General features: G+C 69.2%; 13 protein-coding genes and 1 pseudogene. 9 read left to right on the top strand and 5 right to left on the bottom strand.

Annotated elements, in window-relative coordinates; genetic code table 11:
• Window positions 1-13: 13 nt before the first annotated feature.
• Complete coding sequence (locus tag OG538_RS06795) at window positions 14-874, bottom strand: isocitrate lyase/phosphoenolpyruvate mutase family protein (RefSeq protein WP_406091158.1); 861 nt, start codon at window positions 872-874, stop codon at window positions 14-16.
• Between the two features lie 767 nt (window positions 875-1,641).
• Here OG538_RS06795 and OG538_RS06790 point away from each other — a divergent pair.
• Window positions 1,642-1,882, top strand: a pseudogene (locus OG538_RS06790) (LysR family transcriptional regulator); the annotation flags it as partial.
• A 202-nt stretch (window positions 1,883-2,084) separates the two neighbouring features.
• Here OG538_RS06790 and OG538_RS06785 read toward each other — a convergent pair.
• A complete protein-coding gene (locus OG538_RS06785; protein ID WP_406091156.1) occupies window positions 2,085-3,542 on the bottom strand; it encodes an MFS transporter in 1,458 nt (485 codons plus the stop codon).
• Between the two features lie 175 nt (window positions 3,543-3,717).
• Between OG538_RS06785 and OG538_RS06780 the strand changes: the two genes are divergently transcribed.
• Window positions 3,718-4,365 carry a TetR/AcrR family transcriptional regulator gene (locus OG538_RS06780; protein ID WP_406100016.1) on the top strand — a complete coding sequence of 216 codons (648 nt, stop codon included), beginning with the start codon at window positions 3,718-3,720 and terminating at the stop codon, window positions 4,363-4,365.
• Between the two features lie 309 nt (window positions 4,366-4,674).
• A complete protein-coding gene (locus OG538_RS06775) occupies window positions 4,675-4,890 on the top strand; it encodes a DUF6243 family protein (protein ID WP_406091154.1) in 216 nt (71 codons plus the stop codon).
• 358 nt (window positions 4,891-5,248) lie between these two features.
• Here the strand turns inward: OG538_RS06775 and OG538_RS06770 are convergent, their stop codons facing one another.
• From OG538_RS06770 to OG538_RS06760, 3 genes are all read right to left on the bottom strand, one after another.
• Entirely contained in the window at window positions 5,249-6,019 is a 771-nt protein-coding gene (locus OG538_RS06770) for an SDR family oxidoreductase (RefSeq protein ID WP_406091152.1), read from the bottom strand.
• Window positions 6,020-6,366: 347 nt separating this feature from the next.
• Window positions 6,367-6,777, bottom strand: a complete 411-nt coding sequence (locus tag OG538_RS06765) for a RidA family protein (RefSeq protein WP_406091150.1) — start codon at window positions 6,775-6,777, stop codon at window positions 6,367-6,369.
• An 80-nt stretch (window positions 6,778-6,857) separates the two neighbouring features.
• Window positions 6,858-7,478: an L-threonylcarbamoyladenylate synthase gene (locus OG538_RS06760; RefSeq protein WP_352125422.1), complete on the bottom strand. Its 621-nt coding sequence runs from the start codon at window positions 7,476-7,478 to the stop codon at window positions 6,858-6,860.
• A gap of 333 nt (window positions 7,479-7,811) precedes the next feature.
• On the opposite strand from OG538_RS06760, the gene OG538_RS06755 reads away from it, so the two are divergent.
• The 6 genes from OG538_RS06755 (at window position 7,812) to OG538_RS06730 (ending at window position 13,384) form a co-directional block, all read left to right on the top strand.
• A complete protein-coding gene (locus tag OG538_RS06755; RefSeq protein ID WP_406091148.1) occupies window positions 7,812-8,258 on the top strand; it encodes a MarR family winged helix-turn-helix transcriptional regulator in 447 nt (148 codons plus the stop codon).
• Window positions 8,259-8,385: 127 nt separating this feature from the next.
• A complete protein-coding gene (locus OG538_RS06750; RefSeq protein WP_406091146.1) occupies window positions 8,386-9,222 on the top strand; it encodes an alpha/beta fold hydrolase in 837 nt (278 codons plus the stop codon).
• Window positions 9,223-9,495: 273 nt separating this feature from the next.
• The gene (gene tdh, locus OG538_RS06745; RefSeq protein WP_406091144.1) at window positions 9,496-10,524 is read left to right on the top strand and encodes an L-threonine 3-dehydrogenase; all 1,029 of its coding nucleotides are present in this window, start codon (window positions 9,496-9,498) and stop codon (window positions 10,522-10,524) included.
• Window positions 10,525-10,565: 41 nt separating this feature from the next.
• Window positions 10,566-11,759: a glycine C-acetyltransferase gene (locus OG538_RS06740; protein WP_326739559.1), complete on the top strand. Its 1,194-nt coding sequence runs from the start codon at window positions 10,566-10,568 to the stop codon at window positions 11,757-11,759.
• A gap of 42 nt (window positions 11,760-11,801) precedes the next feature.
• Window positions 11,802-12,722 (top strand): LysR family transcriptional regulator, encoded by a 921-nt coding sequence (locus tag OG538_RS06735; RefSeq protein WP_406091142.1) that lies wholly within the window; start codon window positions 11,802-11,804, stop codon window positions 12,720-12,722.
• A gap of 98 nt (window positions 12,723-12,820) precedes the next feature.
• Entirely contained in the window at window positions 12,821-13,384 is a 564-nt protein-coding gene (locus OG538_RS06730; RefSeq protein WP_406091140.1) for a cysteine hydrolase family protein, read from the top strand.
• Window positions 13,385-13,388: the final 4 nt, after the last annotated feature.

Genomic DNA, 13,388 nt, shown 5'->3' with positions numbered 1-13,388 from the left:
CGAGTCGGCGGGATCAGGCATCGAACTTCTGCCACGTGGTGAGTTGCTGGAGCTCGAAGACCTCACTCAACGCGGCGATGCGGTCCTCCAGTTCGGTGGAGTCACCTCGCCGGTGGATCGACTCGAACGTCTCGCGAAGCGAGGTGACGGTGGCACGCAGCCCGTGGTTTGCATAGATGACGACGGAAACGCCGGCGTCGGCAATGTCGTCCGCGTGCCAGTCCGGGTAGGTGGTAGGCACAATGACGACCGGTCGACGGCCGTCCCAACGCGAGAGAAAAGCTTCGACCTGCTCCTTCGTCTTGGACTTGGAATGAATGAGAACCGCATCGGCGCCGGCTTCGCAGTATGCGTGGCACCGCTCCAGGGCGATGTCCAGGCTCAGGTTGCTGATGAGAGCTTCGGTGCGCGCGACGACGAAGAAGTCCTCCGTGGCCTGGGCGCTCTTCGCGGCTCGGATCTTTCCGCAGAATGCCTCTGTGCTCAGCAGCGTCTGGTCCCCCCCTGCGAAGCTGTTGAGCTTCGGGAAGAGTTTGTCCTCCATGCAGATCGCGGTAATGCCGGCCGCCTGGTATTCGTGAACCATATGCACCACGTTGAGGTTGTTCCCGTATCCCGTGTCGCAGTCGGCGATGACGGGTATGCCCAGTACCTTCTGCATGTTCGAGGCCGCCGCGAGGTACTCCGTCATGGTGAGTAGGCTGGCGTCGGGAATGCACCGGGCCGCCGATACCTCAAGACTGGAGGACCATACGGCATCGAAGCCCGCCTGCTGCGCAATCACAGCACCCAGCGCATCATGGGCTCCGGCGACACGGACCAATTCTCCCTTTTCCACCAATGAGCGGAAGGAGGAGTGTGAACGCCTGAGCATCTGTTTCTCCCATACGTGTCGGCTAAGGGCTGTCCCGCAATTCTTGGTGGATCGGCGCGCGGCGTCGGATGCGGTGCCTCGCATGGCAGAGAGGCGCCCGCATACTGGATGTATTCGGGCGCCCCGACAACGCGGCGAGGTGCCGTAACTGTCGGCCTGCGCCCGCCAGGAATCGCGGGACAGCCCTCAGGGCGACCTCAGTGAGACGCTCTCAGGCTCAACTGCGCTGGGGTGAAGATTCTTCGTAAGTGAAGGTGTTCGGGGATTGGTAATCTGCAACAGCGTGGTGCAATACGATTGCCGGCACGCTTTCATCATCTGCAATACGCTGCAATAATGCACGCCGGAGTGGTGGTTTATGGAGAGTGCTGGGACGATTTAATATCTGCCGAACCATCTCTTGAAAATCCACGAACACGTTAACCTGGTGTTCGATTATGAGTCAACTACTTGTTGGTCATCTGGCTTATTCAAGTTGCCACGCACGGCAACGTGCCCGCATAGAGCTTCCAGAGGATTGCGGCGGGGAAGGTGGCGAACCAGAGGTCAGCCCGCGTTCATGTCAATCACTTGTCGCTGCCGAACCCACTCGCATCGAGTCGTGCGGGTGGCCTGTATGGGGCCCTTGACGCAATCCTGCTGTGGACGTAGCAGTCACTACTCAGGTTCTGACCGACGGTCCAGTTGCCTTCCCATTCGCATCCGCGTCCCGTCCGCGTCACGTCGCGTCCCGAAATTCCGTTCGCGTCAACTCCTGGGTGCCAACGCTGCCTCCCAGCTGGGGGTTCGAGTGCGTCCTGGCAGTCGCCGAGGAGGGCTCGGTGACGGCTGCGGCGGAGCGGCTGCGTGTCGCCCGGCCGTCGGTGTCCCAGCAGATCCGCGGCCTGGAGCGGGAGCTCGGCGTGGAGCTGTTCGCGAGGACGCCGGCCGGGCTCGTGGCCATGGCTGTCGGCGGCTGTCGGCCGCGCGTTCCTGCGGGAGGCGGAGGTCGCGGTGAGCGCGGCGCGGGTTCCTTCCTGACCCTCAACTGACGCCTCGCTACCAGTTGTCCGGCCGGGAACCGCGAGGTTCAGCCGGTCTGATCAGTCGAGCGCGGAGGGCGGACACGCGAAGCTCCCGGCAGACATGGGTGATCTCGGTCGAGAACCCGTCTGCCAGGAGCTTCGCCGGTGCGCGGGACTCTGCGACCCGCGTCGGTCCGGGTTCTCCCTCAGGCGGGCTCTTCAGTGACACGGGAGTTGGTGAGCGAGACCGCTCCGCCTGCCGCGACCACGCCGACGATGACCGCGAGCACGGCGTAGGTGATCCGCTCGCCGTGGAAGAACGATGCCACCAGCGCGTCGCTCCAGGTGCCTGCGGGCAGCTGTGTGGTGACCAGGGCGGCGATCAGGGTGCCGACCACGGCGGTGCCTATGCTGCTTCCGACCTCCTGCGCGGTGTCGTTGAGTGCCGTGCCGATCGACGTGCGGTTGCCCGGCATCGCGTCGACGAGCGCGATGGCGCAGATCGTCATGACGGTGCGCAGTCCGACGGTCATCACGACCATGCAGGCCGCGATGGCGCCGTACCCGTGGTCGACGCCCCAGGACAGGCCGGCCAGCGAGCCGGCCAGGCAGGCGGCGCCGACCAGGCAGGCGATGCGGTGGCCGAACCTTCCGGCGAGCCACTCGGACAGGGGGGTCGCGGCGATCATGGTCACGATGAGCGGCAGGTTCGCCAGACCCGCCCGGACGGGGCTCCACCCGTAGGCGTACTGGAAGTGGAGGATCAGGCCGAACATCACGGCGGCCATCGCGATGGCCGTGCCGATCTGCGCTATGGCGGCGCCGCGGACGGTGCCGTTGGAGAAGAGGCGGAGATCCAGCATGGGCGAGGGGCTGCGGCGCTCGTGCCACACGAACGCCATGCCCGCGGCGATGGCGCCGAGGAGCGAGCCGAGTGTGATCACGGAGAGCCAGCCGTGCTCGACGCCGCTGGTCAGCGAGTAGCAGGCGAGGCCGATGACGGTGACGCTCAGCGCGGCTCCCGGCAGGTCGAGCTTGTCGCGGGTCAGGTCCTGCGGCCGGTCGGCGGGGACGCCGAGACGGACCCCGATGGCCGCGATCAGCGCGATCGGGGCATTGACGATCAGGAGCCACTGCCACGACACGTGGGCCAGGGCGGTGCCGCCCAGCAGGGGGCCGAGGATGAAGCCGGACATGCCGACGATGATCATCAGGGTCATCGCGCGCATCCGCAGCGCCTTGTCCTCGAACAGCCGGAAGACCAGTGAGTTGGTGATGGGGGCCATCGCCGCCGCGGCGATGCCGAGACCGGCCCGCAAGGTGATGAGTTGCCCCGCGGTGGTGACCGCGACCACGCCCAGGCTGAGCAGACCGAACACTGCCAGCCCGGCCAGCAGTACACGTCGGCGCCCGAGCCGGTCGGCCATCGAGCCGGCCGTCAGCAACAGGCCGCCGAACGTCAGCGAGTAGGCGCCGGTGACCCACTGCAGCGAGGTCGTGCCGCTGTCGAGGTCCCGGCCGATCGTGGGCAGCGCGATCGAGAGCAGTGTGTTGTCGACCATCTCGACGAAGAAGGCCAGGCAGAGCGCGGCCAGGGGAATCCATGCCGCGCGCAGGGACGGATAGGTGCGCGAGGCAGCGGGCTCGGTGGCGGTCGTGGTCATGGGGCCTCCTCTCGGAACGCCGCAACATCGAACGGCGTTCTACAATGGAACATGGTTCGACAATAGAACGCAGTTCGATAAGTGCGCAAGCTGTGATTGGATGTGGACCATGACAGGCCCGCGACCACGACCCGCCGATCGTCCTTCCCGAGGACGTCAACGTGCCTCGCACTCCATCGAGGCCGTTCTCACTGCGGCCGTGGCCCTGCTCGACGAGTCCGGTGAGCCGGCGCTGACCCTCCGCGCCCTCGCGGCCCGCCTCGGTACCGGCGTCGGCAGCATCTACTGGTACGTATCGAGCAAGGGCGACCTGCTCGACCGCGCCATCGACCATGTGCTCGGCGGGGTGCTGACCGCCGTCCAGGGGCAGACCCGCAGCGGCGACCCGATCGACGACCTGCGCACCATGGCCATCACGCTGTTCGACGCGATCGTGGACCGGCCGTGGCTGGGTGCGCACTTCATGCGCAACGTCGCCGTCCGGGGCAACGCGCTGCACCTTTATGAGGAGCTGGGGCGGCAGACGCTGCGACTCGACCTCACCCCCCGGCAGCGGTTCCACGCCGTGTCCGCGATCGTGGGCGTGGTGGTCGGCAGTGCTGCCGACCTGGGACAGGATCCCCCCGAGGAGGTGCTCGACGGTGTCGTGGACCGCGACGAGTTCCTCGGCCGCTACGCCGAGTCGTGGCGGACGTTCGACGCCGAGGAGTTTCCGTTCCTGCATGACATCGTCGACGAGTTCGACGGCCACGATGACAAGGAACAGTTCCTCGCCGCGCTGGATCTGACTCTGACGGGCCTGCGCCTCCAGGCCGGGGCCTGACCGCCGAGACGACCGTTGCGCGGCCGTCGTCCACCGGTCCGGCGCCGGTGGTGGGCCGGCCGGCGCCTACCGGCTCACCCCACCAGGCCCGCGCCGCGAAGGGTCGGCTTCACGCGGTGCCGGCCGGTGTCCGGGCGGTGAAGAGGTTGGTCTGCGGGCCCGACGGAACCAGGTAACGTCCTTGTCATGTTCTTCCAGGCGTCGATGTACGAGGGAGAGCGTGAGGGGCCCCGCTGACGTCGTTCGACGTCGCCGCCCGTCGCCACCGATGAAGCCGTAGATCGCTTCACATCATTACCGGGAGAACCCATGACCGTGAGCAAGAACATCAACAATCCCGTGGGCATGGGCGGCGGCCAGCGCAAGAGGCTGTCCCGCGCCGAACGGCAGAACAACGGTCCGCACCGCAACCTCGACCGCCAGGGTGCGGCCGAGCAGAAGGCGGAGCTGGTGCGCAAGATGCGCGAGAAGGCAGGCGCAGCCGAGGGCGCCGCGCAGGCGGGCGACGACACCGCACAGAGCTGACGCACCGCCGCCGCAGGGCGGCACCCCACGGAACAGGGCCCCGACCGCGACGCGCGGTCGGGGCCCTGTCGCCTCACGCCTCACCGGGTGCACGTTCCTAAGGGCTGTCCCGCAATTCCTGGCGGGCGCACGACGGCAGCTACGGCACCTCGCCGCGTTGTCGAAACGCCCGAATGCATCCAGTATGCGGGTGCCTCTCCGCCTTGCGATGCGCCGCATCTGACGCCGCGCGCTGATCCACCAGGAATTGCGGGACAGCCCTTAGTGCCGAGCCCGAAGCGGTGGCAGCGCCTCGGCGCCGCCACCGCTTTTCCTTTCACCTCCGCTTTTCTTTTCGCGTCCTCGAATGCTGCAGGCGTCAGCCCCTGGGGAATTCGCCGCCGTCCACGGTGAGGATGTTCCCGGTCACCCAGCTCGCCCGGTCGGAAACGAGGAACAGCACCGCGTCGGCGATGTCATCGGGCCGGCCCATGCGCCCCAGCGGCACGCCGGCGTTGTCCGCGCCCGGTCCCGGGAGCAGGCGCGCCCACTCCGCCCGCGTCGCTTCGCCGCCGGGAGTCTCGGTCCTGCCGGGGCTGACGATGTTGACCCGGACGCCGGACGGCGCCAGCTCCAGAGCCAGCCCCCGGCTGTAGTTCTCCAATGCGGCCTTCGCCGCCGTGTAGTGCAGGAACGGCGCCGGAGCGAACGGGGTCGCAGCCGAGGAGACGTGCACGATCGCCCCCGAACCCCGCTCCCGCATCCCCGGCACCAGTAGGGCGTCCAGCCGCACGGACGCCAGGTAGTTCAGGTCCAGCTGGTCCTGCCACTCCTCGTCGGGGATGTCCGCGGTCTGCCGGAACGGCCCTGCCCCACCCGCGTTGTTGACCAGGATGTCCACCCCGCCGAGCACTTCTTGCGCGGCCGCGGCGAGCGTCTTTGCGCCGGCTCGTGTCCGCACGTCGGCCTCCACGAAGGTGACGCCCTCCGGCACCGGCGTCGCCGTCGACCGGGCCGTCGTGAGCACCTCGGCTCCCGCGTCGCGGAGTTGGCGCACGACGGCCGCGCCGATTCCGCGGGAACCGCCGGTGACCAGGGCTCGCTTTCCGGTGAGTTCGCGCGTGCCCGATTCATTCTTCGTCGTGGTCATGGTCATACCGCTGGTCCTCTCGGAAAGGTCGTACGCGTCCGCCCGACGGGAGTGGAATGCGTCGTCGTCGAGCCGTTCTGACCGTACGGCCGGGAGAGAATGTGAGGCAAAGACCAAATATCAGCAGGAGCCATAGGGAATTCCTATGGCCTCCCGTCCCGCGTGCCCGGGACCTCGGAGCCCGGGCACGCAGGGGGAGAGCTCAGCCCTGGACCGCGTACGCGACGAAGCGCGTCCAGGCGGTGGGGGCTAAGGGCTGTCCCGGCAGCAGGCTCACGGAACCCTCCGGTGGGAGGGCCGAGAGACGGTCCGTGCGGAGCTGGACCTCGTGTACCGAGCCGGCCGGGTCAGGAGTCGAGGACGGCGGCGACGGATTCGATCTCGACGAGCTGGTCGCTGTAGCCGAGCACGGTGACGCCCATCAACGTGCTGGGAACGTCGTGCTCACCGAACGCGGCCCGGACCACCTTCCAGGCGGTCACCAGGTCCTCCTGCCGGGTGGAGGCGACGAGCACGCGGGTGCTGATGACGTCCTCCAGGGACGCGCCCGCGTCCTTCAGCGCGGTCCGCATGTTCTCCAGGGCTTTCGCCGCCTGGCCCGCGTAGTCCCCGATCGCCGCCGTGGAGCCGTCCTCGTTCAGCGGGCAGGCGCCCGCGAGGAAGATCAGCCGTGCCTCGGCGGGAGCCGTGGCGGCATAGGCGTACTCGGCGACGTCGGACAGGGCGGCGGAGCGTATCAGCGTGACGGCACGAGGCATGGTCGGTCGGTCCTCCGGTGTCAGGGGGCAGGGAATTCGGGGCCGGCGGGCCGGGGCGTGGGCCCGGCCCGCGTGCCCGGTTACTCGAAGCGGGAGGGGTCGCCGGCTCCGCGCCGTACGATCTCCAGCTCGCCGCTGGAGAAGTCGATGACGGTGGTCGGCTCCGTACCGCAGTCGCCGGAGTCGACGACGACGTCCACCTCGTGGTCGAGACGCTCCTTGATCTCCCAGCCCTGGGTCATCGGCTCCTCCTCGTCGGGCAGGAGCAGGGTGCTGGAGAGCAGCGGCTCGCCGAGCTCCTCCAACAGGGCCTGGACGACGGCGTGGTCGGGGATGCGGACGCCGACGGTCTTCTTCTTCGGGTGCAGCAGCTGACGCGGCACCTCCTTCGTCGCCGGAAGGATGAAGGTGTACTGGCCGGGGGTCGCGGCCTTGATGGCGCGGAACACGTCGTTGTCGATCTGCACGAACTGCCCGAGCTGGGCGAAGTTCTGGCACATGAGCGTGAAGTGATGACGGTCGTCGAGGTTGCGGATCGCGCGGATGCGGGAGATGCCGTCACGGCTGCCGAGCTGACACCCGAGTGCGTAGCAGGAGTCCGTCGGATACGCGACGAGTGAGCCGGAGCGGATGCTTTCGGCCACGCTGGTGATGGTGCGCCGCTGGGGATTTTCGGGGTGTACGTCGAAATACTTCGCCATCCGGCGAGTCTACGGCCGGGGCGGGGAGCGGTTCGAGGCGAAAGCAGGTTGTCCTCCCCCTGGGAGGGGCAGGACAACCATTTCGGGTGGTGGGGTGGCGCTCAAACCTTTTCGGCCACAGCAGGCCACGTCAGGCCACGTCGAGCCTTGGTGGCGGAGGCCTCACTCTGCGGCTCGGCCGGCCGTGGTGACTGTGTCACGCATTTACTATGCGCAGTGCACTGGAACTGCATGATGCATGTCATATGCATGATGCATACCTATGGTATATATGTACAAAAGAGGTCGCCCGCCCTGCGGGGAGGCGAGCCCGGCCGTCGAAGGAAGCCTTGCGTGGACATGCCTGTGGACCGGATCGAGTTCGAGACGATGCTGCTGGGTCGGCACATGAGTCTGCTGACTTCGCGAGGCGGCGGGCGGCTCGACCGGAGCGCCTACATCCTCCTCAGTCGCATCCGGGCCCAGGGCCCGATGTCCATCGGCCAGCTGCACGAGGCCTTCGGCCTGGACACCTCCACGCTGAACCGGCAGACCGCCGCGATGCTCCGGGTCGGAGTCGTCGAGCGCATCCCCGACCCGGACGGCGGGATCGCCCGGAAGTTCGCCATCACGGCGGAGGGTGAGCACCGGCTGGACAAGGACCGGGCCGAGAACCGGGACGGCCTGCAGCGCGTACTGGCCGAATGGACCCCGGAGGAGGCGGCCCAGCTCGCGGACAACCTCGCCCGCCTCAATCGCGACATCGAACGCCTCGACGGGCGGCCCTGGCCGCGGGACTGAGCGCCGCGCCGCCCCCGGATGACCTGCCTCCCCGGGCAGTGCGCACCGCTGTGAGCCACCCCTTCCCCGACGGCGCTGGGTACGGTGAGGCGGGACGGGCGGGACTGCCGGCGAAAAGGAGTACCCAATGGCTGAGTTGGAGCTTTCCGCGGGCGTGGTGGAGTACGAGGACACCGGCGGCGACGGACCGGTCGTGGTCCTGCTCCACGGCGTGGCGATGGACGGCTCGCTGTGGCGGCACGTCGTGGCGGATCTGCGGGACGGACACCGGTGCATCGTGCCGACGCTGCCCCTCGGCGGTCACCGCCGGCCGATGCGGTCCGACGCGGACCTGTCGGTCCTCGGCGTCGCACGACTGGTCGCGGAGTTCCTGGAAGCTCTCGACCTCACTGACGTAGCCCTGGTCATGAACGACTGGGGCGGCGCCCAGGCCCTGGTCGCGGACGGCCGGGACCAGAGGATCGGCAGGCTGGTCATCACCTCCTGCGAGGCCTTCGACAACTTCCCTCCCGGCCTGCCCGGCAACAACCTGTACGCCTCCGCCAGGATGCCCGGCGGCCTGAACGCGGCCTTCACCCTGCTCAAGCTCAAGCCGATGCGCCGGTTGCCGATGACCTGGGGCCGGATGAGCAAGCGGCCGGTTCCGGACGCGGTGATGGACGCCTGGTTCCGGCCTCTGTGGACTTTGCCGGAGATCCGCCGGGACCTCAGGAAGTACGTCCTGGGCGTGCCGCCGAAGGCCGAGCTCCTGCGCTGGGCGGAAGCCCTGCGCACGTTCGACCGGCCGGCGCTCGTCGCCTGGGCCTCGGAGGACCGGGTCATGCCGCCCGAACACGGGCGCAGACTGGCCGGAATGCTGCCCAGGTGCGAGCTGGTGGAGATCGCGGACAGCTACACACTGATCCCGGAGGACCGGCCGGAGGAGCTCGCCCGGCACGTCCGGGAATTCCTGCGGGCGAGGTGACGGCCCGGTACGCGTCCACCGGACGGAGCAAGGGCCACGGCCGCCCGTGCGGCGCGGCGTGAAGCGGAGCTGCGGGCGCGCTTAAGAAATCCTCGATGGACCTGGGGCGCGGGGTACGGCAGATTTCTCCCTGACGGCGGAGGATGGTGCGCGGCAGCCGGTCGAGCGCGCTGCCACGACGTCCCTCTCATACTTCCCCGGGCCGCAGGCTTCCTCTGGCATGCCCCCGGCCCGGGGACATCAACGCCGCACCAGGTACAGGGAGCCGCAGCCGTGAAGGCACTCGTGAAGCAGAAGGCCGAGCCGGGACTCTGGCTGATGGACGTGCCCGAGCCGGAGACCGGCCCCTCGGACGTGCTGATCAAGGTGCTCCGTACCGGCATCTGCGGCACCGACCTGCACATCCGTAACTACGACGGCTGGGCCCAGCAGTCCATCAAGACCCCGCTCGTCCTCGGCCACGAGTTCGTCGGCGAGGTCGCCGCGATCGGTTCCGACGTGGTGGACATCGCCGTCGGCGACCTGGTCAGCGGCGAGGGCCACCTGGTGTGCGGCAAGTGCCGCAACTGTCTGGCCGGGCGCCGCCACCTCTGCCGCTCCACGCTGGGACTCGGCGTCGGGCGCGACGGGGCCTTCGCCGAGTACGTCGCGCTGCCCGCGTCCAACGTGTGGGTGCACCGGGTCCCCGTCGACCTGGACATCGCCGCGATCTTCGACCCGTTCGGCAACGCCGTGCACACCGCGCTGTCCTTCCCGCTGGTCGGCGAGGACGTCCTGATCACCGGCGCCGGCCCCATCGGCATCATGGCCGCAGCCGTCGCCAAGCACGCCGGCGCCCGCAACGTCATGATCACCGACGTCAGCGAGGCCCGCCTCGAGCTCGCCCGCAAGGTCGGCGTCAGCCTTGCGCTCAACGTCGGCGAGCAGACCATCGCCGACGGGCAGCGGGAGCTCGGGCTGCGCGAGGGCTTCGACATCGGCCTGGAGATGTCCGGCCGGCCCGAGGCGATGCGGGACATGATCGGGAACATGACGCACGGCGGCCGGATCGCGATGCTCGGACTGCCTTCCGAGGAGTTCGCCGTCGACTGGTCCCGGATCGTCACCTCCATGATCACGATCAAGGGCATCTACGGCCGCGAGATGTACGAGACCTGGTACGCCATGTCCGTCCTGCTGGAGGGCGGCCTCGACCTCGCCCCCGTGATCACCGGCCGGTACGGCTACCGCGACTTCGAGGCGGCCTTCGACGACGCGGCGAGCGGACGCGGCGGCAAGGTCATCCTCGACTGGACCGTCTGACCGACCTCCTACCGGCCCGTACACACCAGGAGACACCCTTCATGTTCGACTCCGTACGCGATGACATGCGCACCACCCTCGAAGAGATCGAGGCCGCCGGGCTCCACAAGCCCGAGCGCGTCATCGGCACCCCGCAGTCGGCGACCGTGGCCGTCACCGCGGGCGGCCGCCCCGGTGAGGTGCTGAACTTCTGCGCCAACAACTACCTGGGTCTCGCCGACCACCCCGACGTGATCGCCGCCGCGCACGAGGCGCTGGACCGCTGGGGCTACGGCATGGCGTCCGTCCGCTTCATCTGCGGTACCCAGGAGGTCCACAAGGAGCTGGAGCAGCGGCTCTCCTCCTTCCTGGGCCAGGAGGACACGATCCTCTACTCCTCCTGCTTCGACGCCAACGGCGGAGTCTTCGAGACCGTCCTCGGCCCGGAGGACGCGGTCATCTCCGACGCCCTCAACCACGCGTCGATCATCGACGGCATCCGCCTGTGCAAGGCCAAGCGCTTCCGCTACGCCAACCGCGACATGGCCGATCTGGAGAAGCAGCTCAAGGAGGCGTCCGGGGCCCGGCGCCGCCTCGTCGTCACCGACGGCGTCTTCTCCATGGACGGGTACGTCGCCCCGCTGCGCGAGATCTGCGACCTCGCCGAGCGTTACGACGCCATGGTCATGGTCGACGACTCGCACGCCGTCGGCTTCGTCGGCCCCGGCGGCCGCGGCACGCCCGAGCTGCATGACGTGATGGACCGCGTCGACATCATCACCGGCACGCTCGGCAAGGCGCTGGGCGGTGCGTCCGGCGGCTACGTGGCGGCCCGCGCCGAGATCGTCGCCCTGCTCCGCCAGCGTTCGCGCCCGTACCTCTTCTCCAACTCGCTCGCCCCGGTCATCGCCGCGGCCTCCCTCAAGGTCATCGACCTGCTGGAGTCCGCCGGCGACCTGCGGGAGCAGCTCAACGCCAACACCGCGCTCTTCCGCACCCGGATGACCGAGGAAGGCTTCGACGTCCTGCCCGGCGACCACGCCATCGCCCCCGTGATGATCGGGGACGCGGCGAAGGCAGGCAGGATGGCGGAGCTGCTTCTCGAGCGCGGTGTGTACGTGATCGGGTTCTCGTACCCGGTCGTCCCCCAGGGCGCGGCCCGTATCCGCGTCCAGCTCTCCGCCGCGCACTCCACGGCGGACGTGAACCGCGCGGTGGACGCGTTCGTCGACGCGCGGGCGGCGCTGGGGGAGTAGGCGCGACCGGGCCGCCCCGCGCGACCTGGGACAATAGGTCACATGATCGATGCACGGCGGCTGCGGATTCTGCGGGCGGTGGCGGATCACCGCACGGTGACCGCCGCGGCCGCCGCGCTGTATCTGACCCCCTCCGCCGTCTCCCAGCAGCTCGCCGCGCTGGAGCAGGAGACCGGGCACCGGCTGGTCGAACGAGGCGCTCGCGGCGCCCGGCTCACCCCCGCCGGAGAGATCCTGCTGACCCACACCAACGCCGTGCTCGCCCAGCTGGAGCGGGCGGAGGCGGAGCTGGCCGCGTACGACGCGGGCGAGGCCGGTACGGTCACCGTCGCCGCGTTCGCCACCGGCATCGGCCTGGTGCTCGCCCCCGCGATCGCCGCGCTCAACAGGACCGCACCCGGCATCAGGGTCCGCGTCCAGGACGCCGAGGGCGACGCGAGCGTCCCCATGGTGCTGGACCGGCAGGTCGATGTCGCGGTCGCCGTCGAGTACCGCGGCGCACCGGGCGAGGACGACCGGCGGCTGACCCGCGTACCGCTGTACTCGGAGCCGTTCGACGCGGTGCTCCCGCTGGGCCACCGGCTGGCCGGCCAGGAGCAGGTGGCCGTCGCCGACCTGGCGAAGGACGCGTGGATCGGGCCCTACCCGGGCAACCCCTGCCACGACGTGGTCGTCCTGGCCTGCGAGTACGCCGGCTTCGCGCCGAACCTCGAACACTCCTCGGACGACTTCCACGCGGTGGTCGCGCTCGCGGGCGCGGACGCCGGAGTCGCGCTGGTCCCGCGTTCGGCGTTGCGCGGCATGGCCCTGACGGACGTGGTGGTCCGCCCGGTTCAGGGCAGCGCCCCGACGCGCCGGGTCTTCGCGGCGGTACGCCGGGGCGCGGAGGCGCATCCGCTGATCGCTCCGGTGCTGGAGGCGCTGGCGGGGGCGGCGGGGGAGGACGTCCTCGGAGCGGACTGAGGCCCGGGGTGCGCTCCGGATTTGTGGGAACTCCCACCGCGTCCCCGGTCGACCGGCCAGACTTGCTGCTGCTCCTGGGCGACGAGAGGACGGCAGGCATGGCGAAGAGCGCACTCCTGGTCATGGACGTCCAGCGCGACATCGTGGACATCACCGATGCCGACGCCGGATATCTGTCGCGCCTGAGCCGGGCGATCGACGGCGCCCGGGCGGCGGCCATCCCCGTGATCTACGTGGCCATCGCGCTGCCGCCGGGCGATCCGGAGGTCAGCCCGCGCAACAGGGTGATCACGAACGCCGTGCGGGCCGGCTGGTTCACCACGGGCGAGCCCGGCACCGGGATCCATCCCGCGATCGCGCCCCGGCCGGGCGACGCCGTGGTCACCAAGAGGCGGGGGAGCGCGTTCTCGGGCAGCGACTTCGACCTGGTGCTCAGGGCTCGCGACATCGACAGCCTCGTCGTCACCGGTATCGCCACGAGCGGAGTGGTGCTGTCCACCCTCTGCCACGCCGTCGACCTGGACCTCGGCCTCACCGTCCTGGTGGATGCCTGCCACGACACCGAGACCGAGTTGCACCGGGCCCTCACCGAGAAACTGTTCCCGCGGTGGGGGGACGTTCTCACGGTGGAGGACTGGCTCAAGGCCGTCGCACCGCAGTAGCCGG

Source organism: Streptomyces sp. NBC_01013 (genome assembly GCF_045162765.1).
GTDB lineage: Bacteria > Actinomycetota > Actinomycetes > Streptomycetales > Streptomycetaceae > Streptomyces.
This window is presented reverse-complemented; position numbering and strand designations above follow the sequence as displayed.

Coding starts and splice junctions, on each gene's coding strand:
- OG538_RS06730 (WP_406091140.1), top strand. CDS start 12,821: ATGGCGAAGAGCGCACTCCTGGTCATGGACGTCCAGCGCGACATCGTG.
- OG538_RS06770 (WP_406091152.1), bottom strand. CDS start 6,019: ATGACCACGACGAAGAATGAATCGGGCACGCGCGAACTCACCGGAAAG.
- OG538_RS06750 (WP_406091146.1), top strand. CDS start 8,386: ATGGCTGAGTTGGAGCTTTCCGCGGGCGTGGTGGAGTACGAGGACACC.
- OG538_RS06775 (WP_406091154.1), top strand. CDS start 4,675: ATGACCGTGAGCAAGAACATCAACAATCCCGTGGGCATGGGCGGCGGC.
- OG538_RS06760 (WP_352125422.1), bottom strand. CDS start 7,478: ATGGCGAAGTATTTCGACGTACACCCCGAAAATCCCCAGCGGCGCACC.
- OG538_RS06795 (WP_406091158.1), bottom strand. CDS start 874: ATGCTCAGGCGTTCACACTCCTCCTTCCGCTCATTGGTGGAAAAGGGA.
- OG538_RS06785 (WP_406091156.1), bottom strand. CDS start 3,542: ATGACCACGACCGCCACCGAGCCCGCTGCCTCGCGCACCTATCCGTCC.
- OG538_RS06765 (WP_406091150.1), bottom strand. CDS start 6,777: ATGCCTCGTGCCGTCACGCTGATACGCTCCGCCGCCCTGTCCGACGTC.
- OG538_RS06740 (WP_326739559.1), top strand. CDS start 10,566: ATGTTCGACTCCGTACGCGATGACATGCGCACCACCCTCGAAGAGATC.
- OG538_RS06735 (WP_406091142.1), top strand. CDS start 11,802: ATGATCGATGCACGGCGGCTGCGGATTCTGCGGGCGGTGGCGGATCAC.